This window comes from Candidatus Enterococcus huntleyi, from assembly GCF_009933175.1.
Lineage (GTDB): Bacteria > Bacillota > Bacilli > Lactobacillales > Enterococcaceae > Enterococcus_K > Enterococcus_K huntleyi.
In genome coordinates this window covers 33,956-60,524 of sequence record NZ_MAEJ01000007.1, presented here as the reverse complement: position 1 = coordinate 60,524, position 26,569 = coordinate 33,956, and the positions used below count along the sequence as shown (strand labels likewise).

The 26,569-nt window shown below is 38.8% G+C and carries 26 protein-coding genes; 23 read left to right on the top strand and 3 right to left on the bottom strand.

What is annotated here, in order from left to right:
* Positions 1-34 precede the first annotated feature (34 nt).
* Positions 35-643, top strand: a complete 609-nt coding sequence (locus BAU15_RS04900) for an ECF transporter S component (protein ID WP_161841638.1) — start codon at positions 35-37, stop codon at positions 641-643.
* 371 nt (positions 644-1,014) lie between these two features.
* Positions 1,015-2,355, top strand: coding sequence for a M20 family metallopeptidase (locus tag BAU15_RS04895; protein ID WP_161841637.1), 1,341 nt, complete (start codon positions 1,015-1,017; stop codon positions 2,353-2,355).
* Positions 2,356-2,447: 92 nt separating this feature from the next.
* On the opposite strand, the gene BAU15_RS04890 is transcribed toward BAU15_RS04895, so the two are convergent.
* The gene (locus tag BAU15_RS04890; protein ID WP_161841636.1) at positions 2,448-2,660 is read right to left on the bottom strand and encodes a ferredoxin; all 213 of its coding nucleotides are present in this window, start codon (positions 2,658-2,660) and stop codon (positions 2,448-2,450) included.
* A 39-nt stretch (positions 2,661-2,699) separates the two neighbouring features.
* Between BAU15_RS04890 and BAU15_RS04885 the strand changes: the two genes are divergently transcribed.
* The 10 genes from BAU15_RS04885 (at position 2,700) to BAU15_RS04840 (ending at position 13,347) form a co-directional block, all read left to right on the top strand.
* Positions 2,700-3,725: a helix-turn-helix domain-containing protein gene (locus tag BAU15_RS04885; protein WP_161841635.1), complete on the top strand. Its 1,026-nt coding sequence runs from the start codon at positions 2,700-2,702 to the stop codon at positions 3,723-3,725.
* Positions 3,716-5,137 (top strand): RecQ family ATP-dependent DNA helicase, encoded by a 1,422-nt coding sequence (locus BAU15_RS04880; RefSeq protein ID WP_161841634.1) that lies wholly within the window; start codon positions 3,716-3,718, stop codon positions 5,135-5,137. Before BAU15_RS04885 ends, BAU15_RS04880 begins: the two co-directional genes overlap by 10 nt.
* A 69-nt stretch (positions 5,138-5,206) precedes the next feature.
* Positions 5,207-5,836, top strand: a complete 630-nt coding sequence (locus tag BAU15_RS04875; protein WP_161841633.1) for an SAG1386/EF1546 family surface-associated protein — start codon at positions 5,207-5,209, stop codon at positions 5,834-5,836.
* Between the two features lie 122 nt (positions 5,837-5,958).
* A complete protein-coding gene (cmk, locus tag BAU15_RS04870; protein WP_161841632.1) occupies positions 5,959-6,633 on the top strand; it encodes a (d)CMP kinase in 675 nt (224 codons plus the stop codon).
* A 179-nt stretch (positions 6,634-6,812) separates the two neighbouring features.
* Entirely contained in the window at positions 6,813-8,033 is a 1,221-nt protein-coding gene (gene rpsA / locus BAU15_RS04865; RefSeq protein ID WP_161841631.1) for a 30S ribosomal protein S1, read from the top strand.
* A gap of 248 nt (positions 8,034-8,281) precedes the next feature.
* On the top strand, positions 8,282-9,592 hold the full coding sequence (gene der, locus BAU15_RS04860) for a ribosome biogenesis GTPase Der (RefSeq protein WP_161841630.1): 1,311 nt from the start codon (positions 8,282-8,284) through the stop codon (positions 9,590-9,592).
* Positions 9,593-9,836: 244 nt separating this feature from the next.
* Positions 9,837-10,112, top strand: coding sequence for an HU family DNA-binding protein (locus BAU15_RS04855; RefSeq protein ID WP_010768713.1), 276 nt, complete (start codon positions 9,837-9,839; stop codon positions 10,110-10,112).
* A gap of 339 nt (positions 10,113-10,451) precedes the next feature.
* Positions 10,452-11,525 carry a hypothetical protein gene (locus tag BAU15_RS04850; protein ID WP_161841629.1) on the top strand — a complete coding sequence of 358 codons (1,074 nt, stop codon included), beginning with the start codon at positions 10,452-10,454 and terminating at the stop codon, positions 11,523-11,525.
* Entirely contained in the window at positions 11,512-12,771 is a 1,260-nt protein-coding gene (locus BAU15_RS04845) for a tetratricopeptide repeat protein (protein ID WP_161841628.1), read from the top strand. Before BAU15_RS04850 ends, BAU15_RS04845 begins: the two co-directional genes overlap by 14 nt.
* Positions 12,772-12,780: 9 nt before the next feature.
* The gene (locus tag BAU15_RS04840) at positions 12,781-13,347 is read left to right on the top strand and encodes a YpiB family protein (RefSeq protein WP_161841627.1); all 567 of its coding nucleotides are present in this window, start codon (positions 12,781-12,783) and stop codon (positions 13,345-13,347) included.
* Positions 13,348-13,464: 117 nt separating this feature from the next.
* Here the strand turns inward: BAU15_RS04840 and BAU15_RS04835 are convergent, their stop codons facing one another.
* Positions 13,465-14,352: a YitT family protein gene (locus BAU15_RS04835; RefSeq protein ID WP_161841626.1), complete on the bottom strand. Its 888-nt coding sequence runs from the start codon at positions 14,350-14,352 to the stop codon at positions 13,465-13,467.
* A 315-nt stretch (positions 14,353-14,667) separates the two neighbouring features.
* Between BAU15_RS04835 and BAU15_RS04830 the strand changes: the two genes are divergently transcribed.
* From BAU15_RS04830 to BAU15_RS04785, 10 genes are all read left to right on the top strand, one after another.
* Complete coding sequence (locus tag BAU15_RS04830; protein WP_237580138.1) at positions 14,668-14,985, top strand: nucleotide pyrophosphohydrolase; 318 nt, start codon at positions 14,668-14,670, stop codon at positions 14,983-14,985.
* Positions 14,978-15,766 carry a 4-hydroxy-tetrahydrodipicolinate reductase gene (gene dapB / locus BAU15_RS04825; RefSeq protein ID WP_161841624.1) on the top strand — a complete coding sequence of 263 codons (789 nt, stop codon included), beginning with the start codon at positions 14,978-14,980 and terminating at the stop codon, positions 15,764-15,766. Before BAU15_RS04830 ends, dapB begins: the two co-directional genes overlap by 8 nt.
* Complete coding sequence (locus BAU15_RS04820) at positions 15,763-16,980, top strand: CCA tRNA nucleotidyltransferase (RefSeq protein ID WP_161841623.1); 1,218 nt, start codon at positions 15,763-15,765, stop codon at positions 16,978-16,980. Before dapB ends, BAU15_RS04820 begins: the two co-directional genes overlap by 4 nt.
* A 236-nt stretch (positions 16,981-17,216) precedes the next feature.
* Entirely contained in the window at positions 17,217-17,672 is a 456-nt protein-coding gene (locus BAU15_RS04815; protein WP_161841622.1) for a hypothetical protein, read from the top strand.
* A gap of 272 nt (positions 17,673-17,944) precedes the next feature.
* A complete protein-coding gene (locus BAU15_RS04810) occupies positions 17,945-18,502 on the top strand; it encodes a MarR family winged helix-turn-helix transcriptional regulator (protein WP_161841621.1) in 558 nt (185 codons plus the stop codon).
* Positions 18,503-18,739: 237 nt separating this feature from the next.
* Positions 18,740-19,021, top strand: a complete 282-nt coding sequence (locus tag BAU15_RS04805; RefSeq protein ID WP_161841620.1) for a hypothetical protein — start codon at positions 18,740-18,742, stop codon at positions 19,019-19,021.
* A gap of 5 nt (positions 19,022-19,026) precedes the next feature.
* Positions 19,027-21,114 carry a cation:proton antiporter gene (locus tag BAU15_RS04800; protein WP_161841619.1) on the top strand — a complete coding sequence of 696 codons (2,088 nt, stop codon included), beginning with the start codon at positions 19,027-19,029 and terminating at the stop codon, positions 21,112-21,114.
* Between the two features lie 170 nt (positions 21,115-21,284).
* Entirely contained in the window at positions 21,285-23,180 is a 1,896-nt protein-coding gene (locus tag BAU15_RS04795) for an ABC-F family ATP-binding cassette domain-containing protein (RefSeq protein ID WP_161841618.1), read from the top strand.
* Between the two features lie 15 nt (positions 23,181-23,195).
* Positions 23,196-24,143, top strand: a complete 948-nt coding sequence (locus tag BAU15_RS04790) for a thymidylate synthase (RefSeq protein ID WP_161841617.1) — start codon at positions 23,196-23,198, stop codon at positions 24,141-24,143.
* Between the two features lie 21 nt (positions 24,144-24,164).
* Positions 24,165-24,704: a dihydrofolate reductase gene (locus BAU15_RS04785; RefSeq protein ID WP_161841616.1), complete on the top strand. Its 540-nt coding sequence runs from the start codon at positions 24,165-24,167 to the stop codon at positions 24,702-24,704.
* A 149-nt stretch (positions 24,705-24,853) separates the two neighbouring features.
* Here the strand turns inward: BAU15_RS04785 and trhA are convergent, their stop codons facing one another.
* Entirely contained in the window at positions 24,854-25,507 is a 654-nt protein-coding gene (gene trhA / locus BAU15_RS04780) for a PAQR family membrane homeostasis protein TrhA (RefSeq protein ID WP_161841615.1), read from the bottom strand.
* A gap of 134 nt (positions 25,508-25,641) precedes the next feature.
* Here trhA and BAU15_RS04775 point away from each other — a divergent pair, with 134 nt between their 5' ends.
* Entirely contained in the window at positions 25,642-26,484 is an 843-nt protein-coding gene (locus tag BAU15_RS04775; RefSeq protein ID WP_161841614.1) for a DegV family protein, read from the top strand.
* Positions 26,485-26,569: the final 85 nt, after the last annotated feature.

Genomic DNA, 26,569 nt, shown 5'->3' with positions numbered 1-26,569 from the left:
GTTGAAGATGTGTCCTTAACCAGGAGGATTTCAAATGAAGAACAATCAGGTACAAAAAATGGTCGCCGTGTCAATGTTTGCAGCAATAGGTTTGGTCTTACAGTATATCGCATTTCCAATAATGCCAGCTTTCGGTTTTCTAAAAATCGACTTTAGCGATATTCCGATTATGATTAGTATGTTTTTATTCGGCCCAATGGCGGGGATAGCGACTGCTTTCATTCGCTCTGTGTTGCATTTAATAACGACAGGATTCAGTCCATCGAATATGGTGGGCGACGTAGCAAGTTTCTTTGCTTCAACAATATTTACTTTACCGATGTATTATTTCTTTAACAAAGGTAGCCACAAATTTAAAAATAAAGCCGTGGGAACCGTGAGTGGTATCCTAGCCTTGACAGTCTTCATGAGTGTGGCTAATTATTTTGTGATTACGCCCTTATATTTGTATTTCTTTGGAGTGAATGCGAATCAATTTCTCGGAATGCCGTTAATAAATTACGTGTTAATCGGGATTGTACCATTCAATCTAATTAAAGGAGCTATTGTGAGTGCGGTTTTCCTTGTCTTGCATGCCAAGTTACTTCCTTGGTTAGTCAAGAAACAGCATCAATTCAATCGACCATCTACTATAATTAAATAAAAAATAATAATTCTGACTGAAAACAAGCACGTTTTTGGTCAGTTTTTTTGTTTCTTTGCTTTACCATATAATCCATAGAACAAGATAGCGAAACAGTTAGACTGGCACGTGGATTATATAGGGGATTTATAGGTAGGAAAGCTAACTCGTATCTAATCTGTAGCTTAGATAGAGTAAGTAATAAGTAAATGAAAACAAGGACTTATGAAAAAATCGGTCTTTTTTTAGAGTAGGGCTAGACAAATATTTTCGGTAAGCCTATCATAAAAGGGAGCACGAATGTCTGATTGTTCGAGATCGGTAGGTAAGACTTCGACTGAATTAATTTGAGTCGTTTCTGCCGCTGAGTTTAAAAATTGGAGGCTATAAAAATGAAACAATTTGTCAAAAAAGAACACCAAGCAGCAGCAATTGAAGCAATCAAAGAATTAGTCCGTATCCCATCAATTTTAGATGAATCGGATGCCGGTAAGGGACATCCTTTTGGCAAGAATGTGGTGGCTGCGTTAGATAAAGTCTTAGAAATTTCTGAAGAATTAGGGTTTAAAACCTTTAAAGATCCGGAAGGGTATTACGGTTATGCAGAAGTAGGGGAAGGCCAAGAATTATTTGGTATCTTGTGTCATTTGGATGTTGTTCCTGCAGGGGATTTGAAAAATTGGCACTCTGATCCGTTTGAGCCCGTCTTAACTGATAAAGGCTTGATTGGCCGTGGTGTACAGGATGATAAGGGCCCAACGATTGCTTCTTTGTATGCAGTAAAATCTTTAATGGATGAGGGCGTAACCTTTAATAAACGGGTGCGTTTCATCTTCGGCACAGATGAAGAAAATTTATGGCGCTGTTTAGATAAGTATAATGAAAAGGAAGAGCCAATTACATTAGGCTTTGCACCGGACTCAAAATTTCCATTAATTTATGCTGAAAAAGGGTTATTACAAGCCTATTTAGTTGGACCTGGTTCACAAGAAGTGGCAGTCAATCTACCTGGGACAATGAATGTTGTACCGGAAGTAGCGAAGTATTCAGGAGATAAATTAGCTGAAGTGAAAGAGCAACTTAAGGCTCTTAATTTTGATTTTGAAGAAGCGGGCGAAGCAATTACGGTCATCGGTAAGAGTACTCACTCGAAAGAGGCACCGAAAGGGATTAATGCCATCACTCGTTTAGCAATGGCTTTGTCAGAAATTGTTGACTTTGCTCCATTAAATTTCTTAGGGAAATTGGTTCAAGAAAATGCAACCGGTGAAACGGTTGTAGGAAAAATAGAAGACGAACAATCTGGTGAGTTAACGATGAACTTTGCAAGCCTTACGATTACACCGACAGAAACCAGAATAGGTGTGGATATGCGGATGCCAGTCACTGTCGAGAAAGCAGAGCTAGTCGAAAAACTAACAGCTAAAGCTGCTGAATATGACCTTCGTTATGAAGAATATGATTTTATTCATTCTCTCTATGTTCCCTTAGATAGTGAGCTTGTACAGAATTTAATGAGTACTTATCGTGACATCACAGGTGACTTAGTTTCAGAACCGATTGTTTCTGGTGGGGCAACCTTCGCACGGACGATGAATCAATGTGTAGCCTTCGGGGCAATTCTACCGGATGTTGCTGGTATGGCCCATCAACCAGATGAGGCGTGGTCATTAGAAAGTATCTATAAGGCCATGGATATTTATGCTGAGGCAGTCTACCGTTTATGTGTCTAAAATAGTTAAAAGAGGTTATGACATTGGTCAAGAAGACGGATGTCATAACCTCTAATTACAAAAATAAAAACTAAATATTTTGGGAATAGTCCTTATTTTTCTATGAGAATAGCACGAACGGGGCATTTTCGATAGGCTTCAAGGACCGCTGATTCTTCGGCTTCAGGAATAAATTGATGCGTTGCATTCGGTTCTTCTACAAAGCGAACAATTCCTTCATCATCATAGTCAAATACAGCAGGAGCCAATAGCTCACAAATCCCGCAAGCAATACATCGTTCCGGAATGATTTGGCAATTTTTCATAAATAGTCAACCCTATCTTATTAAGGAGTATAGTAAAGCATGAATGAATTAATTCTATCCTTCTTTAAAGAAGGAAACAAGATGAAAGGCACAACTTTATATCATTTGCTGCGTGGTAAAAGAACTACTTCAGTGTTGGTATATGGTTTTTTTCATCAAGTTCTTCCGTATTTTGGTGCTTTTCCTATTTTAACGGAGTCCGCATTTTTTCAGATTTTGCAAAATGCTTGTAAAAAAGGCTTTCTTGAAGAAAGTGATGGAGACTATCAGTTAACGAATGAAGGGCAATTTGCGTTGGCACGACAGTCGGTAAAGTTTCCGGAGATTGATTATTTTTCATATGGAAAGACCGGGCAGACGAGTTGGCGCTTGATAAAGTTTGCGATTCAAGTGGTTTCGTACCTCAGCTATCAAGATAAGAGTTATCGACCGCTTGAAAACAGCCCATATTATACCAATCAATTAAAAAAATGGCTTAGGTCACAAGAAAAAGCAACACTTGCTCTTCAGCTGAAAGAAGAATTGACATTTGTTTTTCAAAAGTTACCAATACATCAAGCAAACTTTTTAGCTAATCAATTTTCAGGGAAAGAAGTTGCTGGCGCAGTCGAGTATCAGCTGTTGCCTGAAGAGTGGCAGCAGTCACCAGATAACCAGCTATATGAAGACAATGCAATTCATGGGTTCTTGCGGCGACTAGAAGAGCTACCTCAGTCAAAGTTGTATCTGTTGGTTCAAGAGAGTTTGCTGCAAAATCATAACCTGAGTGCTCAGAAAACGCAGCAGCTATTTCTTCAAGGCGCAAACAAGGAGCAAGTGATGGCTCAACGACATCTGAAAAGAAGTACAGTGAGCGATCATTTGATTGAATGGGCTATTCGTGCCGAAGATTTCCCGTTTGACTGGTTTATCCCGAGAGAAATTGAGGTGTTTCTGCGAGACGTAAAGAGTCCCGTATTAACCTGGCAATACAGCGAATTAATTAAACAAATTGAGCTCTCGTATGAAAGCTTTCGATTGGTTCAGATTAAAATCCATCGAGAAAGGAGCGGGCGATGCAATTAGAAGAGGCACTTCATCACTACTTTGGTTACACAAATTTTCGTTTTGGCCAAAAACAAATTATTGCTAATCTATTAAGCAATCAATCAACCTTAGCAATCTTACCCACAGGCACCGGAAAAAGTCTTTGTTATCAGCTAACGGGCTATTTAAAAGAAGGGCTAGTCGTCATCGTCTCGCCGTTGATTTCTCTGATGGAAGATCAAGTTAGTCAGTTGCAAAAAAATGGTGAAAAGCGAGCCATTGCATGTAATAGTTTATTAAGTAGAGAAGAAAAAAACTATGTATTAGCCAGAATTTCTAGCTACAAGTTTATTTTTTTTAGTCCGGAAATGCTTGTTCAGAGTGAGACTATCCTTGCTTTACAATCGGCTGAGATTGCTTTGTTTGTGATTGATGAGGCCCATTGTGTTTCTCAATGGGGCGTTGATTTTCGTCCGGAATATCGACGTTTGGGAGACGTCCGTAGACAACTTAAGCAACCTACAACATTAGCTTTGACTGCTACTGCTACTCCAAAGGTGAGAGAAGATATGTGTCAGGTGCTATTTGAAACGGCGCCTCAAGTGGTTGCCGAATCAGTTAATCGTGAGAATATTGCTTTATTTGTCGAACAGACCGAAGAAAAGTTAGCTAGCTTGCGAAAACTCCTTCCTCAAATGAGTGGGAGTGGCCTGATTTATTGTGCGACACGAAAACAGGTCGAACAACTGTATCAAGAAATAAAGACGGACTTTTCAGTTGGCTTTTACCATGGTGGCTTGACGTCTTCTCAACGTAGACAATTACAGCAGCAGTTTTCAGAAAATAAATTGAGTATCTTAATTGCAACTAATGCTTTTGGTATGGGAATCGATAAATCCGATATTCGCTTTGTTATTCATTATGATTTACCTGATAGTTTAGAAAATTATGTCCAAGAAATTGGCCGTGCAGGAAGAGACCAAAGAGACAGTCAGGCTATCCTATTGTATCAAGAAGGGGATGAACGGATTCATCATTTTTTCCATCAGATGACTCGAGAAGAGCGTCAAGGACTAGAAGTATATTTGCAGAATGCGGGTGGTTCTGAAGAATTCCTTTCAGAAATTCAACAGAAATGGTTAGCTGAGATTAAAGAAACAGAGAATAAAAGCCAAGTGCTGGCCCGCATAAACGAGCGTCAAGTTCAGCGATCGGAGCAGTTACAAAAGATGCTTGGATATATTCAGACAGCGAGTTGCCGTCGAGCGTACTTGCTAAATTATTTTGCAGAAAAGCTGACAAGGAAACCAGCGACTTGTTGTGATCTAGATGGCGCCCGTTATTTAAAGAGACCGGATGACGAGAAAGAATTCGAGTTGTCGACAAGGGTCAAGCAAGTAGACTGGGAGACTCTTTTACTAAGATTATTTAAAGAAAAAAAAACTGACTGATTTTTGAGGACACAGGTTGAAGTCCTGTGGTATAATAGCACACGACAGTGATTAGGAGGGAATTTTACAGTGAGTAGAGACAATAAGAAAAAAACGAAAACAGCAAATGAACCGTGGGAACAATCCATTTACGATACTGAATATGATCAAAATACTTCACGTAGTGAGCAAAGAAGAGGGAAAAAAGGCAACACGATGTTTTTAACTATGTTAGTTATTCTTCTTTTCTTAATTGCTGCCATTCCAACAGGTTTTTATGTTTGGTGGGTGAATGATAACAAGACAACACCTAATACACAGACGGCGACGACAACGACTTCTTCAAAAATGAGTAGTCAAACAAAAGAGTCTTCTACGACAAGTAGTAGTACAGTCAGCTCGTCAACTACTGACTCATCAAGTTCGTCTTCGGCAGCTGACAATGCAGCTAACGGAAATGCGGATGCGAATCAAAACGCAGACCAAAATGGTGATCAGAACGCAAATCAAAATGCAGACCAAAACACGAACCAAAATGCGAATCAAAATGCTGGGAATCAAACAGCTGCGGGTGAAGAGTATACGACGGTTCAAGCCGGCGAAGGTCCTAACCAAATTGCTAGTCGGACAGGGGTTTCAGTGGAGACTATTTATGAATTAAATGGGATGAGCCCAGAGAATTTCTTCTTGTCACCTGGCGATTCTATTCGAATTAAATAAAGCAGATGAGAGGCTGGGAGGTTAGTCAAACTGACTGATACCCAGTCTCTAAAATTGAAGTTAGGGTGCCTAATAGTCACCTAGAATAAATTTTTGAAAAAATGAGTAAAGGATGTCCGACAGTGAAAAATATTAGTCTAGCAATTGATGGTCCTGCATCATCGGGGAAAAGTACCGTCGCAAAGCTTCTTGCTAAAGAATTCCAATTTATTTATACCGATACAGGGGCGATGTACCGCTCACTGACTTACTTAGCGATTACTCATAATGTCCAATTGACAGATGAAGCAGGCTTAGTTGATTTGATAAAAACTTACCCGATTTCATTTAAACAGACAGAGAATGGGCAGCTAGTATTTGTTGATTCCAAAGAAGTAACCGAAGCCATCCGACAACCTGAAGTGACCAATGCGGTTTCAGAAGTTGCGGCACATGCGCAAGTTAGAAAAGAAATGGTCGCTCGCCAGCAGAAAATTGCTGAAAATGGAGGCGTGGTGATGGACGGTAGAGATATCGGAACAGCAGTACTTCCTAAGGCTGAGGTGAAGATTTTCTTAGTAGCTAGTGTGGCGGAACGAGCAGAACGTCGCTACAAAGAAAATATCGAAAAAGGAATTTCTACAGATTTTGAGACGCTTCAAAAAGAAATTCAACACAGAGATCATATTGACTCCACACGTAAAGCATCCCCGCTTGTTCAAGCAGAAGATGCGGTGCGAATTGATACGACAGGCCTATCAATTGAACAAGTTGTTGAAGCCATTCGACAAGTGATTAAAGATAAAGGTTATTTATAGGAAAGATACAGAGAATTTACAAGAAAACTTGTGAATTTTCTTTTTTTTTCCAATTATAATCGGATATCAGGTTTTTTTGAAAAAAAGATGGAAATCGCTTTATTTTTTTTCAAGTATCGTTTAAAATCAAGATTAGTAGTGTAGTTTAGAATCAAATGTTGGTTAGGAGGACATACGTCATGACAGAATTTGATCAAAATCAAGTGGAAAATGGCAATGAATCAATGGAAGCTGCTATTAATAGCGTCCAAGAAGTAAATGTCGGAGATGTGGTTAGAGGAGAAGTGCTTGCGATCGAAGATAAACAAGCGGTTGTTGGTATCGAAGGAACCGGCGTAGAAGGGGTAGTTCCTGCAAAAGAATTATCTACTTTGCCAGTGGATGATATCAATGAAGTAGTAAAAGTTGGCGACATTTTAGACTTAGTTGTCATTACTTCAATCGGTAAAGACAAAGAAAATGGAAGCTATCTGCTTTCTAAACGCCGTCTTGATGCGAAAAAAGTCTGGGAAGAAATTGAAGAGAATTTCAAATCAGGCAAAATTATTGAAGCGCCTGTTACAAACGTTGTAAAAGGTGGTTTGGTCGTTGATGTCGGTGTCCGTGGGTTTGTTCCAGCTTCAATGGTAGAAGATCATTTTGTGGCTGATTTCGAAGAATATAAAGGCAAAACTCTTGCTTTTAAAATTATTGAGATCGAACCGTCAGAAAATCGTTTAATCCTTTCCCACAAAGCCGTAGTTGAAGGCGAAAAAGAAGTGAAGAAAAAAGAAGTCTTAGAAAATATCCATGAGGGCGATACCGTTGAAGGAAAAGTTGCTCGATTGACTGATTTCGGAGCATTTATTGATTTAGGTGGAATTGATGGACTTGTACATGTCTCTGAAATTGCGCATAAACATGTTGCTAAACCGAGTGATGTCTTAAGCGTGGGTGATGAAGTGAAAGTAAAAGTTCTTTCTATTAGCCCAGAGCAAGAACGTGTATCACTATCAATTAAAGAAACATTGCCTGGACCTTGGTCAGAAATCGAAGAAAAAGCGCCAGTCGGTGAAGTTCTAGATGGCGTGGTTAAACGTCTGACTAGCTTTGGTGCCTTCGTAGAAATTTTCCCTGGTGTAGAAGGATTAGTCCATATCTCGCAAATTTCTCACAAACACATTGCAACACCTCATGAAGTATTACAAGAGGGTGAAGCAGTCAAAGTGAAAGTTCTTGAAGTGAATCCAGCGGAACATCGGGTGGCTTTAAGTATTAAAGCGTTAGAAGAAAAACCTGAAACAGAAGCAAGTCCTAAAGAAGTTGAAGACTATGAAATGCCAGAAGAATCAACTGGCTTTACCATGGGTGATATTCTAGGCGATGCTTTAAAAGGGGAAATCGAAGATACTGAAGAATAAGCGTGCTTAATTTTCAGTCGAGTATCTGCTAAATAAATATGAGGACTGAGTTGCATAAGTATGTAGCTCAGTTTTTTTGCTCCATAAAAAAATGAGCCTTGTGTTAGGCAAATGTTGCGGTTCAAATAGTGCTAATTTCTTTAATTTTATGGCTATAAGTGAAAAGAATCGGTAAACTAAGCTTGCAACTTCGCGGTTCATTCGTTAAACTAAGTAAGATTGAGAACTGTCAAGGAGGACAAAAAAAGATGGCAAATCCAACTATTGCAATTGTTGGGCGCCCAAATGTAGGTAAATCGACGATATTTAATCGAATTGCCGGCGAGCGCATATCAATTGTTGAAGATACTCCGGGGGTTACACGGGACCGGATTTATGCAAAAGGTGAGTGGTTAGGCCGCGAATTCAGTATTATTGATACTGGTGGGATTGACCTAGGTGATGAGCCGTTTATGGAACAGATTAAGCACCAAGCCGAGATTGCGATTGAAGAAGCAGATGTAATTATTTTTGTGGGTAGTGGACGTGAAGGGATTACGGATGCAGATGAATTAGTTGCCCGAATCTTATATCGTAGTAATAAGCCCGTGATTCTAGCGGTAAATAAAGTCGATAATCCAGAGATGCGTAATGATATTTATGAATTTTATTCGCTTGGACTAGGCGATCCATACCCTATTTCTGGAAGTCATGGATTGGGTATTGGGGATCTTTTGGATGAAGCAATTAAACATTTTTCAACTGAAGCAGAAGATGAAGATGAAGACACTATCAAATTTAGTTTGATTGGACGCCCAAATGTTGGGAAATCTTCTTTGATCAATGCAATTTTAGGTGAGGATCGAGTGATTGTTTCGGAGATTGAAGGAACCACTAGAGATGCTGTGGATACTCGTTTTACTGATGAAGCAGGCCAAAAATTCTTAATGATCGATACGGCTGGTATGAGAAAACGCGGAAAAGTCTATGAAAACACAGAGAAATATAGCGTGATGCGTGCGATGCGTGCAATTGACCGCTCAGATGTCGTATTAATGGTCTTAAATGCCGATGAAGGTATTCGTGAACAAGACAAGCGTGTCGCGGGATATGCCCATGAGGCGGGCCGTGGTGTGATTATTGTTGTTAACAAATGGGATTTGGTGGAAAAAGAAACCAATACTCTCCGTGATTTTGAATTGGAAGTACGTGAAGAGTTCCGTTATTTGGATTATGCACCGATTATCTTCGTTTCAGCGGTAACGAAACAACGCTTGAACAAGCTACCAGAGATGATCAAAGAGGTAAGTGTAAATCAAAACTTACGAATTTCTTCGGCTATCTTGAATGATGTTATCATGGATGCAGTAGCGATTAATCCAACACCGACTGATAAAGGCAAACGCTTGAAGATTTTTTATGCAACACAAGTTGCGGTAAAACCGCCAACCTTCGTTATTTTTGTTAACGAAGAGGAATTAATGCATTTTTCTTATGAACGTTTCTTAGAGAACCAGATTAGGAAAGCTTTCACGTTTGAAGGGACGCCAATTCGGGTCATTCCACGTCGCAGAAAATAGGCATTTTACCATATCGATGCTGTTTTTACAAAGAAATTTTATTAAAAGGAATAAAATCTAAATAAAAACAAAAAAACTTCTCAAAAAGGCGTAAAAACCTTGCTATTACAATGTTCTTATGATATCTTGATTAAAGAATATTGAACCAAATCAATATTTATCATTTATTCTTGGACCACTCAAGAATATCTGAATTAAGATGTGTATACATCAAAATCTCTTTCTGAGGAGGTGAATCCATTCCATGGCAAACAAAGCAGAATTAATCGAAAAAGTTGCTTCAGCTACTGATTTAACTAAAAAAGACGCAACTGCAGCTGTAGACGCTGTATTTTCAACTATTCAAGAAGCTTTAGCTAACGGTGAAAAAGTTCAATTGATCGGTTTTGGTAACTTCGAAGTACGTGAGCGTGCGGCTCGTAAAGGACGCAACCCACAAACTGGTGCAGAAATCGAAATCCCAGCTAGCAAAGTACCTGCATTTAAACCAGGTAAAGCTCTTAAAGACGCAGTTAAATAAAACGTCTAATAAAACGCTTATGGCTCTAGGGCTATAGGCGTTTTTTTGCGTTATTTTAAAAAAGGCACGAAGGAGCAGAAATTCTAGCTGTTTGCCGATTGAGGCAGAGGGTTCTTTGTTGTTGTGTCGACAGTTGTTCTGATTCACGATGGGAATGGTTAACAGCTACGGATTTTTTCAGGTATGTAAGGTGTATTTTGCTTGGTGTCGAGTGGTTTTTGGTTATTAATCACTTGAAAACAATCAAAAATATAACGAATGTTTTTGGATTCTGTTCTTTTTGCATGTGATTTCTTATATATATTCGCGAATTAATGGTAGAATAAAAGAAAAGGGGGGATGATAGTGGAGCGCGTCTATAAAAAACATGAGTACCAATGTCGAGTAGTTTATGGTGAAATGTTCGCCTCACAGCTACAGCAAACGCCTGTGACGAATAAACGGGTAATCATTGTGACGAATCAACGCTACTACGATCGTTTTTCCCAAAAATTAGGACAACTTTTTTCTAACTATTCTGATGTAGATTGGTACATTTGTACAAATAGTGCCCATTGTAATAATTTAGATGAGTTAACGGCTTTATTAAATTTTACGGCAAAATTCTCACAAGAAATGTCGTACTTGTTTGTGGCTTTTGGTAATGAAGGAGTCATGAAGCTAACCGGATTTTTCCAAAAAGTATCTGTTTTATCAGGGGAATTATGGTGTTTACCTGTTTCTATCAGGTCTTTGGCGAAGGCATTGACTCTCTCAAATACAATTGAAAAAGCTAATTATCAAGAAGTTATGGCGTTACCTGGTTTGGCGAGCCAAGTTATTTTTGATCAAACCTTAACAAATAATCAATCTGAAGGGAAAATGGTGGATTTATTGTGGTTCCTACAGTGTGGGATTGTTCGTGATCATGAATTTCTGAAATTATTATATAAAAACTACCCTAATCAAAAGAAGCTGATGCGTCAATCTTTTAATGGGTTAATTGAGTCACTACTTAACTATTATGAAGCAGATAGCGAGTCTATTGAAACTTATGGACAGCTATTTGAGCAAGCTTTTTATCAGTTATCAGCAGGGCATTTATTGTCTGATCATATGAAACGTTTACTAGGAATCTTGCTTCATTTAAAATGGAATGATGAAATTGAGTCCATTCAGTTTAATTATCAAAACTTTTTAATTTGGTTAGATTATCTAGGATTTCCTATTGCCTTGCCAAATGATTTCTTAACGAGTACTTATGTAGAACAAGTGCTTTTGCTGGGAAAAAAAAGCAAAAAGATAGTGGTTTTAGAAAAAATCGGTATAATAAAGGAACATCGGCTACCGACGGAAAAAGAGTTACTTAAAACGCTGGAGTCCTATAAAACAATAGTGCAGAAGATTAAAGGAGAACAACATGAAAACATATAGTGAAAAAATGTTGGCAGCGTTAGCCAATGAGGATTTGGCTGAGGCACAATTAATGCTGACAGAAGCCTTAAAACAAGATGATGGGGATGTCCTAGCAGAATTAGGAGAGGAACTGTTGTCTCTAGGTTTTTTAGAAGAAGCCAAAGAAGTTTTTGAAAAATTATTGCTGGTTTATCCTGAATCTGATGGGCTGAATATTCCTTTAGCTGAGATTGCAATAGAAAATAATCAAATTGATCAAGCATTCGAATACTTAGAGCAGGTGTCTAAAGAGAGCGATAGTTACCCTCAAAGTTTATTAGTCACCGCCGATTTGTATCAAGTGTTAGATATTCCAGAAGTGAGTGAAGCAAAATTAAAAGAAGCTGCAGCGATTTTACCGGATGAGCCGTTGATCCAATTTGCGTTAGCTGAATTATATTTCTCAACGAGTCGTTTTATTGAAGCGATTGATTTGTATAAAACTCTTTTAGTGAGTGATATTACGGAAATTTCTTCCGTTTCGATTGATGAACGATTAGGTTCAGCTTATAGCATGATTGGAGAGTTTGAGGAAGCCGTTAGTTACCTTGAGGCTGCCTTAGAAGAAGAGCAGACAGATGATCGTCTGTTCCAATTAGCCTTCACTTATATTCAATTAAAAGAAAATGAACAAGCGATTTATTATTTGCAGCAGTTGCGTGCGCTAAATCCTCAATATCAGTCTCTCTATCTTTATTTAGCGGAGGCTTTGCAAGAAGAGGAGCTGCTTGAAGAGGCAAGTGAAGTGATTGCTGAAGGGCTGAAGGAGAATCCTTATCAAGTAGAGTTGTATCATTTTGCATCTGAAAATGCCTTCCGTTTGCATGACGTAACAGGTGCTGAGGATTACTTATTGAAGGCTTTGGAGTTAGGTGAAAAGCAAGATGAAACGTTGTTGACATTGAGTAATTTGTATTTGACAGAGGAACGTTATCAAGAAGTAATTGACACGCTGGACAAAATGGAGGAAAAAGATCATCCGTATGCTGCGTGGAATTTAGCCCATGCCTACAATGAATTAGAAGAATTTGCGTTAGCCGCTGTTTATTTTGAGCAAGCCTTCCAAGAATTACAACATGAGCCAGAATTCTTAAAAGAATATGGGTTCTTCTTGAGAGAAGAAGGAAAATTGCCTGAAGCCAAAGAATTATTAACGCATTATTTGCATCATGAACCAGGAGATTTAGAAGTGCAGTCTGTGCTTGACGATTTAGCAGAGAGATAGGTGATAAGTATGTTTATCGACGTACAACAGAAAAAGAAATTCTTAAACTGGTTTGTTAATCATGGGACATTTAGTCGCCGTGAAGTGTTATGGATTTTAAATTATCTGGCAAATCATGATGCGATCCTAAACAATGTTCACTTTGTAGAGGCAGCCGATAAGACCAAACGAGGGTTGCAAATTCGTGATATTAATCAAGCGGGTGAGCCGATTCAATTATATATTGACGGCCAATCGTTTACGGATAGTGATCAGGCTTTTCATGAGATTCGTTTGAACTGGAAAGAACCCTTGTATTTAGAATGTCTATTTGATGAGGCGTGGCAAACGGCTGAGTTTTTATCTATTATTGAAGATAATCCTTTTGCAAAATGGAATGAACGGGTCAACCCAGAACTTGTGGAAGAAATCGATGAATATTTCGAAGAGGAAAAAAGACAGGCCAAGTTACAATTATTGTATAGTCAGATTGATTTAGCTTTAGAAAAAGGTGACAAGGAAGCATTTTTAGAATTATCTAACGAGGTCAACCAACTCATCCTTTTATCTTCAGAGCAATCACTAAACCAACTTTAGTGGTAAGAAAGATGAATCGCGCTCAATGTAGTTGTTTAAAACACCGATTAACGCTAGTTTTCTTCTGCAGTTTAGCAGGAGGAGGCGAGCTTAATCGGTGTTTTCATCTGTAGTTATTTAGTTTGTTTTATTTCGTCGGCGAAGCAAACGGGTCTGTGGTTTGAGATAGGTGAAGCCTTCTCCCTCAACCTCATGTACATTTAAAACAGAAATAAATGCTGTTGAATCGAATTCGTGGACAATTCGTTTGATTTCAGAAATTTCTCGCGCACTGACTACCATATAAATTATTTTTTTATCAGCACCGGAAAAACCGCCTTCTCCATGTAAGAAGGTAATTCCTCGCTCGAGACTAGTCATTAAGATGGGAGCAATCTCTTCGCTGTGATTGGAAACAATCAGCAAGCCTTTTGCAGAATAACCGCCATCTAGTATCGAATCGATTACGCGACTGAAGACGTAAGAAACGATTAACGTGTACATCATTCGTTGTAAATCAATATAAGTTAATGAGAGTAGCAAGACCAACACGTCTAAGGCAAAAAGGGAGCGTCCCATGGAAATCCCGTAGTTCTTTTCTAGGATACGAGCAACGATGTCACTACCTCCAGTAGTGCCGCCCACTTTGTAGACCAAGCCGCTTCCTAAACCGGCTAATAATCCAGCTAGTAATGAAACAATCAATAAGTCGTGTTGAAGATTAATTTCTATGGGGACGCGCTGCCAAATCCATAAGAATGCGGATAGTGAAAGAGTGCCAATGATGGTGTAGAAAAGGGAGCGTTTGCCTAAAATTTTCCCACCGATGATAATTAGTGGGATATTGATTAATAAAGTTGAATAGGCAGGATCAATCTTAAATAAAGCGTATAAGATGAGGGTAATCCCTGAAACACCTCCCTCGGCCAAATGATTGGCGATGTTTAAGTTCACCAGGCCAAAAGCATAAATACTGGTACCAATTATAAGTAAGGGAATATCCTTGAAAAACATTTTACGATTCATTATGAACCACCGGCTTTCTATCTAAATACGAAGTAGTCATCGTCTGTTTGAGAGTAATAGCTTAATTCTGTACGGTTTACTAAAATAAAGAGTAAAGAAGGACCTCTTATAAATGCGTAGGAGTCTTATTTTTTAATCGCTAGTTCTCTAAAGAACAATTTAGCACGAATTCTTTTATTTAACAATTAGAAACAAGCTGTGATAATTCTAGGAATTATTCTTAGAATTTGTTAAGATAATCAGTAAGAGAATTACTAAGTGATAGCTGGGAGGAGGCAAATAGTGGCAACTACACAGAATCACACATTAGCAGATATGCAAAAAGAGGTGGACGAATACATTCAGCAGTTTAAGGCAGGGTATTTTTCACCACTCTCTCAAATGGCACGATTAACTGAAGAAGTGGGCGAATTGGCTCGCGAGGTTAACCATTATTATGGCGAAAAGCCAAAAAAATTGGATGAAAAAGAAAATACAGTGGCAGAAGAATTAGGGGATGTCTTGTTTGTTACGATGATTATGGCCAATTCTTTAGAGATTGATTTAACGGAAGTTTTTGAAAAAAATATGGCTAAATTTAACCAACGAGATAAGTTTCGTTTTGAAAGAAAGGATGGACAGACACATGATTAAAATAGTTGTTGCCGGATTTAACGGCAGAATGGGCAGTACTGCGACAAAAATGGTCTTAGAAAATGATGGGTTTCAGTTAGTAGGTGTCTTGGATCCGTTAGAAACGAAAAAGAATTTACGTGATTTTGTCGAATATGGACAGGTAGATGTGCCTGTCTTTACAGATAAAGAAAGTCTGCTTAGCTGTCAACCAGATGTCTGGATTGATTTTACGATGCCTGAATTCGCATTGGAGCATACGCAATTTGCTCTTGAACATGGGATTCGTCCAGTTGTTGGAACAACAGGTTTTTCAGAAGCAGACCTTTCATTTTTAACAAATCTATCTAGAGAAAAACAGGTAGGTGGCTTAATTGCACCAAACTTCGCGATTGGCGCTGTGTTAATGATGGAATTTTCGAAAAAGGCAGCAAAATTTTTCCCGGATGTTGAAATTATTGAATTGCACCATGACAAGAAGTTAGATGCACCAAGTGGTACGGCGGTAAAAACGGCTGAGATGATTAGTGAAGTCAGAACAGCCAAAAAACAAGGGCATCCAGAGGAAGTTGAAACAATTGCGGGTGCGCGTGGTGCTGATTATGAAGGCTTGCGTATTCATAGTGTTCGTCTCCCTGGGCTGATTGCTCATCAACAGGTTCAATTTGGTGGGGAAGGGGAAGGCTTGACCATTCGCCATGACTCTTACGACCGTAGTTCCTTTATGGGCGGCGTTGCGTTAGGCTGCGAGGCAGTTATGAAAGAAAATGAACTAATTTATGGATTGGAAAATCTATTATGAAATTGACCAATTTACCAAAAGAATTCATTCAAGCCATTCCTGTTATAAAAAAAATTGAAGAGGCCGGATTTGAAGCGTACTTTGTTGGAGGAAGTGTGCGTGATGTTTTACTCAATCAGCCAATTCATGATGTGGATATCGCAACAAGTGCCTTTCCAGCTGAGATTAAAGAGCTTTTCCCGCGGACGATTGATGTCGGCATTGAACATGGAACCGTGCTTGTGTTGGCAGAGGATAGCCAATATGAGATTACGACTTTTCGAACTGAATCGACGTATCAGGATTTCCGCCGCCCAGATAAGGTTCAATTTGTTCGTTCTTTAGAAGAAGATCTGAAGCGTCGAGATTTTACGATTAATGCTTTAGCCTTACGAGAAAATGGTGAGATTGTCGACCTATTTGATGGGCTCACTGATTTGGAAAATAAAATACTACGGGCAGTGGGTGATCCTCATGAGCGTTTTCATGAAGATGCGCTACGTATGATGCGTGGGTTGCGTTTTGTTAGCCAGCTAGGCTTTGAGCTTGAACCTATGACTAGGGCTGCGATTAAGGAAAATCACGCATTATTGTCTAAGATTTCGATTGAGCGAATTCACATCGAATTTATTAAATTATTACAAGGGGCCTATCGTGGACCAAGTATCCGCGCTTTTTATGAAACGGCTTGTTACAAATATTGTCCTGGACTAGAGGAACGTGGAGCGGGTTTATTACAATTTGCTGAGTTACCAAATGTGCCCATAATAACCGAATCTCAAGCGTGGACAGTTCTTTTAGATTGCTTGGGGCTCTCTGAAAAAGAGGTTGCGAGCTTTTTGAAAAAATGGAAGTGTTCTAATCAAACTATTCACGAGACACAAGAGTTACTGTGGGGCTTATCCAAACGAAAGCAAGCTTGGTGGGACAAACTAACTATCTACAAGTTAGGGCTGAAACAAAGCTTGGCTGTCGAAGAGCTAGCACCTTACTATAGTTTTCAGAAGCGAATGGCTGAGGTAGAGGACTTAAATGCGCAACTCCCGATTCATTCACTCAGTGAACTAGCAGTCAATGGCAATGAATTGATGAAACAGTTAAATAAAGCGCCTGGTAAATGGCTTAGTATAATGCTTCAGGCCTGTGAAAAAGCGGTGGTTGAGGGACAGCTAACAAATGAAAAAGCGGTCTTGTTAACTTACGCAGAAGAACAGCTAGCTCAGATCGAAGGTTAGAAAAAAGAGGTCATGTGAAATCGTATTAATTGAGAAGGACAATCAATTATCGAAGACCTCTTTCTGAGATTTTTTGATGGAATTTAGGTCGCAGAAAGAGCTTTATCAGAGATAAAAGTTCAAATGAAACCATTCTTTAAAAAAAATTAGTCTAAAATAAGAACTTATTTGTGACCTGTTTCAGAAGTTATGCTACACTATATTAGAATAAATATTATTTAGTGAGGAGAATCATCATGGCTAGAGAAATGACAGCGTTAAAATTTTATTTCCGTAACGGTGAAACATGGACAATCGAGCGCCGCTACATAGGAGACTTATGGATCAAACAAATTACAACAAGCTTTGGACGAATTAATGGTAGTGAGTTTGTTGAAATTCATCCGTGTGCAGGATTTAAAATTGAAATCTTCCAAGAAGGCGATCATGTAACAACACATGATATTAACTTAGGTGGATTAGAGTCAGGAATGTTTTCACGTGCATTGAAATATGAAGATATCGAGCGTATGGAAATCTTATATCGTTCTGGCACGCCTGATTTAATTTACTTCCCATATAAAGACAAAGATACTGACGGATTGGATAACATGTATCAATCAACAAAAGAAAGTGAAAAAACGAAAAGCTTATACATCGTAATCGACCCAACACAAACAGTTGATGACGTATATGGCGATCACTTCGAATAAAAGATAAATATAAATTCTAGTCAAAGACAGAGAAATTTTCTGATCATTGGCTAGAATTTTTTTGCCAGTTTAACTTAAATATGAGCATTTAGTTGCGGAGTTTGCGTGTGTAGGCAGTTTTTGGTGTTGGCTGAGATCCTTATACTTCCCTTATTCCATTACTTTTTATAAAAATGGTAAGGTACTTGAATAAAATGGTTGACATTTTAATAAGGTACCTGTATTATAGTTTCTGTAAGGTACCTTAATAAATGAGAAAAGGATGAAATTATATGGCAAAACAAGAATTACCTCAACGTTTTATGGAAACTCAGTCTTTGATGAGACGTTATATGCATAGAGAAATGAGTAAAGAAGGGCAAATGGATCCGCATCATGGACAAGGACGAATCCTGATGCTTCTCAGTATGAAAGAGGCTGTTTCACAAAAAGATTTAGCTTTTGTGCTAGGGGTTCGGCCTCAATCGATAGGCGAATTGTTAGGAAAGATGGAAAAGCAAGAATGGATCACGCGAACACCTTCGACAGAAGATCGTCGAGTGATGCTGGTTTCTTTGACAGAAAAAGGCCAAGAAGAAGCCAAGAAAATTTCAGAAAAACCGCACTTTGGTTCAGAACTCTTCGATATTTTTAATGAAGAGGAACAAGAGCAGTTGCTGGACTTTTTCGAACGCTTGATTGATGAGCTAGATGAAAAAGTCGGTGGCGAAGAAGAACGTAAGGAATTTTCAAAGCACTTTGGTGGAGGTCATGGAGGATTTCATGGCAGACGAGGTTTCGGAGGTCCTGGACATCGAGGACATCATCATGATTGCTGTGACTTTTTCTAAAAGATTAGCCTGACAGAAGCTCTTACTATCGAAAATATATAAAATAGAAGCTTGCTACTCTTTTCTGAAATTTGATGGAGTAGGAGGCTTTTTTGCTTTTTCAACAAATTTTTAGCGAAAATAAAAAATTAAGGTAACTCCCTTTGCACTTCAAGGAATTTTGTAGTATAACAATAGGTGCTACTTACTATTATTTATCATTTCTTTTTTTTAAGAATTGCATAAAAGGAGAAAACAATGACCAGCGAATTCGAAATGCGCAAGCAAAAACTAAAAGAAAAATATGAAGCAATGTCTCCGGTTGAACGTAAAGAGCTGAAACGTTTATTAAAACAAAAAAATCTTTTGGCTTATCGCCATGGTGAACGAATCAAACGGGAATTACTACGTTTGGAAGCGCGTCGCGCGCAAATGGCTTGTGGACATGATGATGCCCAATTATCTGAGATTGAAGATCGTATTATTCAAAAGAAAGAACAATTTTTAAAGATTCTATATGACGTAAAGAATAGGGGTTGATGCCATTGGAATTTATCGAATTACTAATTGTTTTTGCCTTGGCGATTACCTTTTCGAATGTAGTGAGCCGTATCCTACCCTCTGTTCCATTGCCGCTTATCCAAATTGGTTTGGGTATTCTGATTGGAATGACAGAGATGGGGGCTTCTATTACTTTTGAGCCAGAAATATTTTTAATTATGATCATTGCCCCGTTACTTTTTCGAGAGGGCGAGGAAGCAGATATTCCTTCAATTATGAAAAATTTCGGGACAATTTTGTTTTTAGCTTTTGGCGGCGTCATACTGACTTTGTTTGGTGTCGGCTTGACCTTATCCGTTCTGCTACCAGCGTTACCACTGGCTGCTTGTTTCGCTTTTGGGGCAGCGTTAGGACCTACTGATGCTGTAGCTGTTATGTCATTATCTGGGCGAATCAATATTCCTAAAAAAGCCATGAACATTTTAAAAGGGGAAGGGTTACTGAATGATGCATCTGGGGTTACCGCCTTTCAGTTTGCTGTTGCGGCCTTATTAACAGGTAGCTTTTCAGCCTTTAATGCAACCGCCATCTTGATTGTATCAAGTATTGGGGGAGCGCTGACGGGATTTGTTCTTGTCTGGATTAAACGACAAGTTATTCAATTAATTGAACGAGCGGCTGCTAGAGACGTGACTGGGTACCTATTAATCGACTTATTATTGCCTTTTTTGGCCTACGTTTTAGCCGAACATATTGGTGTTTCAGGTATTATATCTGCGGTTGTTGCCGGTGTGTTACAATCGTTCGGATTTAGAAAAATTACGCTGTTTGATGCAGAACTATCCAATGTATCAGAAAGCTTTTGGTCCACCTTAGTGTTTACGTTAAATGCCTTGGTCTTTCTATTTTTAGGTATCGAACTTTCACAGGTATTTTCGCCTATTTGGGCAAGTGACTTGTATCCAAATAGTCATCTATTGTTAATTGTTTTAGTGATTGCGACAATGCTTTTTGTTTTACGATTTACCTATATTTCGATCTTTTACTTAGTCAAGGATGGCGTCGCACATTTCAAAGGACAGTTGAATGAAATACTGTTATTAACGTTTGGTGGGGTTAAAGGGACGGTCAGTTTAGCAACCGCCTTTATTTTACCTTTGAGCCTTAATGGGGAAAGCTTTCCAGAACGATCCCTCTTACTATTTTTGACAGCCTGCGTTATTTTGGTCACGTTGATTGTCGGTGTGATTGTTTTACCGTGGCTTGCTAGTGATGAGGAAGAGGAGATAAAAGAACAGAAACTCATTCCAATACTTAAAGAAGTGATAGCTGAATTGCGTTTAGATATCGCGACAAAAGAGTTAACAGAAAAAGAACATATAGCTGTTGAAGCGGTGATTGAGAATTATCAAGAGCGTCTTCAAGATGCCTATACAGATCAATTGAACGACAGCGAACAGCAGGAAGTTCAGGAATTACAAGCATTGATTTTAGCGATTGAAAAAGAAGGTTTAGATACAAGCTTTAGAGATCATAAGATTAGTCCGAATGGCTATCGTTTCTACTCACGATTTATCACCCGGTTTGAGAATACAATTACCCGACAAATTCTCTCCTTTATTGGGTTTTGGTTAATAGTTGGAAATCGCTTAATTCGGATTGTTCTCCATCCAAAAATGTTTTGGGAACGAAAACGACAACAAGGTTTGCGTTCGCCGCTAAATGAGCTGGATGTAGCTGAAGTCAAAGAAGTGTACATACAAAATACTCAATTAATTTTAGAAAGTTTAAATAACCTTGAGGATGTGTATGATGCGCAGCTGATCGAACATTTTGTCGATGATCGTGTCGAATCAACCAATAAGCTCGAGCAAGGAACCTTCTTCTCGACCTTTATGATCCAACAAGATGTCTTGTATGAAAAAGAATTGTTGCGAGGCTATTATTTAGAACGAAAAATCATTGATGAACATGAGGTTGCTGGGGAAGTAAGTACGTATTTAGCTAATGTTTATCGTCAAAAAGTCAATTTATTAGAGTCTTATTCCGTTAATAAGATTGATGAGTCAAAACCTATGCGTTTGACACTGAAGGGGCGTAAGCTGCCTGTAGGTGAGCAACAGGATAAATAGGGATTTACTTGATGTAAACCAAATAAATAGTGCGCATAAAAAGCATAGATTTACGGATGACCATTAGGTTGTTCGTTAGTCTATGCTTTTATTTTAGGAAAATGAAGAGTGTTTGTTCTAGGCATTTTATGGTACAATGTGCGAGAAAGAAATGAGGAGGAAATGGACGAGTGAAAGAATTTAAAGTCAGCGAGTTGACTAAAACTTATGGAGAAAAGACCTTATTTGACCAAATTTCTTTTCTCATTCATGAAAAGGATCGGATTGGCTTGATTGGGACGAATGGTACAGGAAAGTCGAGTCTTTTAAAAATCCTAGCAGGAGAAGATACAGGGGATGGAGATCGGCCTAGCCTTTTCTATCCAACAGATTATCGGATGGGGTATCTGTCTCAAGATAAAGAATTTGAAGAGACACTAACTGTATTAGAAGCGGTCTTCCAAGGAAATAGTCCGTTACTTCAAGTAGTAAAACGTTATGAAGAAGCTTTAATTGAATTAGATCAGCGAGGAGAGGATCCTCAGATTCAAAAAAAATATGCGCAAGCAGAAGAACAGATGAATAAAGAAGATGCCTGGTTGACAGATACCAATGCAAAGAGTATTTTGCAGAAATTAGGTATTTCTGAATTAGATAAAAAAATTGGTGAACTTTCAGGTGGCCAGAAAAAACGGGTGAGCCTCGCGCAAGTTTTGATTGATGCGCCAGATTTATTATTATTGGATGAACCAACGAACCACTTGGACTATGCGGCTATTCAGTGGCTTGAGAATTACTTGAATCATTATCAAGGGTCGGTTGTAATGGTGACCCATGACCGTTACTTTTTGGACCGTGTAACGACACGTATCTTCGAATTATCTTTTGGGAAGCTGTATGAATACAAAGGCAATTATGAAACTTACGTCATAGAAAAAGCTGAACGTGATCGTGTTAATGTTGAACAAGAAGAAAAACGAAAAAGCCTCTACAAGCAAGAGTTAGCATGGATGAGAGCTGGGGTTCAGGCAAGAGGAACTAAGCAACAAGCGCGAATTAATCGTTTTGAAGACTTAAAAGAAAATCTATACCAAGTTCAGACAGAAGGCGACTTAGATTTAAATATCGCCACACAGAGACTAGGCAAAAAAGTTTTAGAGATTAAAGAAGGCAATTATGCCATTGATGGGCTGACCATTCTAAAGGATTTCGAACTGTTGATTCAATCTCGTGAGCGTTTGGGGATAACGGGTCAAAATGGGGCTGGGAAATCAACCTTATTGAATATTTTAGCTGGCCGGATTGAGTTAGATAGTGGTGTGTATACCATAGGTGAGACGGTTCATCTAGCCTATTATACGCAGCAAAATGAAGAAATGGATCCTAATCAACGATTGATTGCCTATCTTCAGGAAGCGGCGGAGCAAGTTCAACAAACAGAAGGCGGACAAATTGGCGTGGCGGAGATGTTGGAACGCTTCTTATTTCCTCGTTTCATGCATGGAACGACCATCGGCAAGTTATCTGGTGGGGAAAAACGGCGCCTATATTTACTGAAACTCCTCGTTCAACAACCAAATGTTTTGTTACTAGATGAGCCAACTAATGATCTGGATATTGCGACATTGACGATTTTAGAGGATTATTTCAGAACTTTTCCGGGAGCGGTTATTACCGTTTCACATGATCGCTACTTCTTAGACAAAGTGGTTGATAAGTTATTAGTTTTCAAAGGAAAAGGTCTGATAGATTCGTACTTTGGTACTATGAGTGATTACCTAGCAGCTAGTGAAGCAGCGGATGTTTCAGAGCAAAAAGTGAAAAAAGCAGTTGTCGTTTCCCAAAGTGAAGTGAAAAATGAGACCAAAAAGAAAAAAATGTCTTACATGGAACAAAAAGAATGGGCCACAATTGAGGAAGATATCGCGGAGCTAGAGAGCAAAATTGATGAATTAAAAGAAGAAATGAATCATCAAGGTGATAATTTTACTCGTTTACAGGAGCTTCAAAAAGCGATTGAGACTAGTGAGCAGTTGTTGGAAGAGAAAATGGACAGATGGGAATACCTTAGCGAGTTTGACAATTAATAGGAGGAACTTTGGATGGAACAAGCATACTTAGATTTAGGGAAAAAGCTGATTGAAGAAGGCAACTTTAAAGGGGATCGAACGGGAACGGGGACGAATAGCTTGTTCGGTTATCAAATGCGATTTGATTTGGCAAAAGGTTTCCCTCTTTTAACTACTAAAAGAGTCCCTTTTGGCTTGATTAAAAGTGAATTGCTATGGTTTTTACATGGTGATACAAATATTCGCTTTTTATTACAGCATAATAATCATATTTGGGATGAGTGGGCGTTTGAGCGTTACATAAAAAGTTCAGACTATACAGGGCCTGATATGACGGATTTCGGTCGGCGAAGCTTAGTCGATGCAGATTTTAATGAAGCCTACCAAAAAGAATTGGCTGACTTTTGTCAAAAGATTGTTGAAGATGAGCAATTTGCTGAAAAGCATGGTGATTTAGGTCATATTTATGGCTATCAGTGGCGTCATTGGGAAACAAAAGACGGGGGCTTCATTGATCAGATTAAAGATGTGATTGAAATGATTAAAACCAATCCGAATTCTCGACGCTTGATTGTTTCAGCCTGGAATCCTGAAGATGTTCCAAGTATGGCGTTGCCACCATGTCACACGTTATTTCAATTTTATGTGAATGATGGTAAATTAAGCTGTCAGCTCTACCAAAGAAGTGCGGATGTATTTTTAGGTGTTCCATTTAACATTGCTAGTTACGCCTTGTTGACCCACTTGATTGCTTATGAAACAGGTCTTGAAGTGGGTGAATTCGTTCATACTTTGGGAGATGCTCATTTGTATACCAATCATTTTGAACAAATGAAAGAGCAACTATCCCGTGAAGCGCGAGATTTGCCAACGTTAGTCCTAAACTCTGAGAAAAAATCGATTTTTGAGTTTACTATGGATGATATCAAGGTTGAGAATTATCAGCCACATCCAACAATAAAAGCACCGATTGCCGTGTAGCAGTCGAGAATAGGGGATTGTATGTTAGCAGCTATTTGGGCACAGGATGAAAATGGCTTGATCGGCAAACAAGATCAACTACCCTGGCATTTGCCAAGTGACTTAAAGTTTTTCAAACAAATGACGGAGAGTAACACTCTGATTATGGGTCGAAAAACGTTTGAAGGTATGGGCGGACGTCCTTTACCTAACAGAAAAACGATTGTTTTGACGAGAGACCAGACGTATGTTGCAGCTGGGGTCGAAGTGATGCATTCATTGGCAGAAGTTTTGGCTTATGAAAAAGAATATGACGGGATTACGTTTGTTGCTGGTGGCTCAATGATTTATAAAGAGTTTTTGCCTCATTGCAGTGTTCTATATCGAACAGTCATTCATCATGCGTTTGATGGAGATGCCTATTTTCCTGAAGTTGATTGGGATAACTGGTCACAAATCAGTCTCAGCGAAGGTGCGCAAGATGAAAAAAATCTTTATCCGTTCCAATTTGAAACTTACCATCGAAGTAACCAAACTGAAACTCAGACGGAGCAACAGCTCGAGAATGAAACAGGGGAGTAAGAATTTCGGAATAACATGTAAGACAAAATAGATGACTATACACAGCCGTATAAAATAAGTGTAACAATCAAAAAAAGCAAGAAAAAATAAGCTGAAATCCGCTACAGTATTTGCGGATTTCAACTTATTTGTTTGCGATTTTTTTGTGATTAGGTAAAGAATAGGATTGAGAAGAACATGAATCCTGCACCTAGCATAACAAATAGATGCCACACGACATGCATGAACCGAACTCCTTTTAGACTATAAAAAGCAGCGCCTAGCGTGTAAGAGACGCCACCGGCTACAAGTAAAGAAATACCCACAATACCTAAGGAATCATATAACGGTTTCGCTGCAATCAGGCAAAGCCAGCCCATAACGATGTAGATGAATGTCGATATTTTCGAAACGGTCTGCTTCTTGTGTAACGTGAGTGATTTATAAACAACACCACAGATGGCTAATGTCCAAATTAAGAAAAATAACGTCCAACCTAGCCAGCCTTGGATACTTAATAGGCAAAATGGCGTATAGCTACCGGCGATTAATAAGAAAATGGAGCTATGGTCGAAGACTTGAAAGACTTTCTTGGCCTTTGTAAAAATTAAGCTGTGGAAAAGGGTTGATGTCAGAAAAAGCAAAATCAATGTGGCACCATACAGACAATAAGAAACCACATGAAGAGAGGAGCCTAAACGGGCGCCTTTGACAATCAATAGAACAAGTCCAGCAATGCTGAGTCCGGCACCAATACCGTGGGTGACCGCATTTAAGACTTCGTTAACAATTAAGTATTTTCGACTAAAGTGGAGTTTCTCCATATAATCACCATCCTATGTTTGAATTTAATTTGATGAAAAAAAATTTCTTCTCTGTTATACTGAAAACAGAATAAATACCTTATGTGTATTCTACCACGAAATGTGGTAGCTTTAAAAGAAAGAGTGATAAAGCGATGGCAAATGTAAAAATTGTAACTGATTCTTCTTGTACAATGGAGAAATCTATTTGTGAAGACTTAAATATCCATGTGATGCCCTTGTCGATTATGATCGACGGCGTAATGTATCGCGATGACGAGACATTAGGCGGCGAAAAATTCATGGATATGATGGAAAAGGCAGAGGCTTTGCCCAAGACCAGTCAACCACCAATTGGCGAATTTGTTGAATTGTACGATGAATTAGGTAAAGATGGTAGTCAAGTAATCTCTATTCATATGACTAAAAGTTTGAGTGGAACAGTGGAAGCTGCTCGCCAAGCTGGAAATATGTCGCAAACAGAAGTGACAGTTATTGATAGTGATTTCACTGACCAAGGGTTATCTTTCCAAGTGATTCGCGCGGCTGAATTAGCAAAAGCGGGAGCCGATATTTCGGAAATTCTAGAGGTTATTCAAGAAGTTCATGACCACACTAAATTATTCATTGGAATTTCTACTTTAAATAATCTGGTTAAAGGTGGCAGAATTAGTCGGACAACGGGTCTCTTATCCAATATCTTCAACATGCGTGTCGTAATGGATTTTGAAAATGCCAAGTTAATTCCTGTTGCCAAAGGACGTGGTTCTAAGACGTTCAGTAAATGGTTTAGTGAATTAAAGGCGGAGTTAAGCAAATCAGGAAATGTTAGACAAATAGGGATTTCTCATGCGGATGGCTTGTCGATTGTCGAAGAATTTAAAACGGGATTGCAAGAACTATTTCCAGACTTGACGATTTATGTATTACATACCAATCCTGTGATTGCCACACATACAGGAAAAGGCGCTTTTGCGATTATGTACTACACGGATTAAGTGCGCGAGAAATCAAAAATAGCAAATAACATGGAGTAGAGAGTGTGGGGCGTGATGTCTCACACTCTATCTATTTGTTCAGCTT

Excerpts from the sequence above, each read along its gene's own strand:
- BAU15_RS04900 (WP_161841638.1), top strand. The coding sequence starts at position 35 with ATGAAGAACAATCAGGTACAAAAAATGGTCGCCGTGTCAATGTTTGCA.
- BAU15_RS04895 (WP_161841637.1), top strand. The coding sequence starts at position 1,015 with ATGAAACAATTTGTCAAAAAAGAACACCAAGCAGCAGCAATTGAAGCA.
- BAU15_RS04890 (WP_161841636.1), bottom strand. The coding sequence starts at position 2,660 with ATGAAAAATTGCCAAATCATTCCGGAACGATGTATTGCTTGCGGGATT.
- BAU15_RS04885 (WP_161841635.1), top strand. The coding sequence starts at position 2,700 with ATGAATGAATTAATTCTATCCTTCTTTAAAGAAGGAAACAAGATGAAA.
- BAU15_RS04880 (WP_161841634.1), top strand. The coding sequence starts at position 3,716 with ATGCAATTAGAAGAGGCACTTCATCACTACTTTGGTTACACAAATTTT.
- rpsA (WP_161841631.1), top strand. The coding sequence starts at position 6,813 with ATGACAGAATTTGATCAAAATCAAGTGGAAAATGGCAATGAATCAATG.
- der (WP_161841630.1), top strand. The coding sequence starts at position 8,282 with ATGGCAAATCCAACTATTGCAATTGTTGGGCGCCCAAATGTAGGTAAA.
- BAU15_RS04855 (WP_010768713.1), top strand. The coding sequence starts at position 9,837 with ATGGCAAACAAAGCAGAATTAATCGAAAAAGTTGCTTCAGCTACTGAT.
- BAU15_RS04850 (WP_161841629.1), top strand. The coding sequence starts at position 10,452 with ATGATAGTGGAGCGCGTCTATAAAAAACATGAGTACCAATGTCGAGTA.
- BAU15_RS04845 (WP_161841628.1), top strand. The coding sequence starts at position 11,512 with ATGAAAACATATAGTGAAAAAATGTTGGCAGCGTTAGCCAATGAGGAT.
- BAU15_RS04840 (WP_161841627.1), top strand. The coding sequence starts at position 12,781 with ATGTTTATCGACGTACAACAGAAAAAGAAATTCTTAAACTGGTTTGTT.
- BAU15_RS04835 (WP_161841626.1), bottom strand. The coding sequence starts at position 14,352 with ATGAATCGTAAAATGTTTTTCAAGGATATTCCCTTACTTATAATTGGT.
- BAU15_RS04830 (WP_237580138.1), top strand. The coding sequence starts at position 14,668 with ATGCAAAAAGAGGTGGACGAATACATTCAGCAGTTTAAGGCAGGGTAT.
- dapB (WP_161841624.1), top strand. The coding sequence starts at position 14,978 with ATGATTAAAATAGTTGTTGCCGGATTTAACGGCAGAATGGGCAGTACT.
- BAU15_RS04820 (WP_161841623.1), top strand. The coding sequence starts at position 15,763 with ATGAAATTGACCAATTTACCAAAAGAATTCATTCAAGCCATTCCTGTT.
- BAU15_RS04815 (WP_161841622.1), top strand. The coding sequence starts at position 17,217 with ATGGCTAGAGAAATGACAGCGTTAAAATTTTATTTCCGTAACGGTGAA.
- BAU15_RS04810 (WP_161841621.1), top strand. The coding sequence starts at position 17,945 with ATGGCAAAACAAGAATTACCTCAACGTTTTATGGAAACTCAGTCTTTG.
- BAU15_RS04805 (WP_161841620.1), top strand. The coding sequence starts at position 18,740 with ATGACCAGCGAATTCGAAATGCGCAAGCAAAAACTAAAAGAAAAATAT.
- BAU15_RS04790 (WP_161841617.1), top strand. The coding sequence starts at position 23,196 with ATGGAACAAGCATACTTAGATTTAGGGAAAAAGCTGATTGAAGAAGGC.
- BAU15_RS04785 (WP_161841616.1), top strand. The coding sequence starts at position 24,165 with ATGTTAGCAGCTATTTGGGCACAGGATGAAAATGGCTTGATCGGCAAA.
- trhA (WP_161841615.1), bottom strand. The coding sequence starts at position 25,507 with ATGGAGAAACTCCACTTTAGTCGAAAATACTTAATTGTTAACGAAGTC.
- BAU15_RS04775 (WP_161841614.1), top strand. The coding sequence starts at position 25,642 with ATGGCAAATGTAAAAATTGTAACTGATTCTTCTTGTACAATGGAGAAA.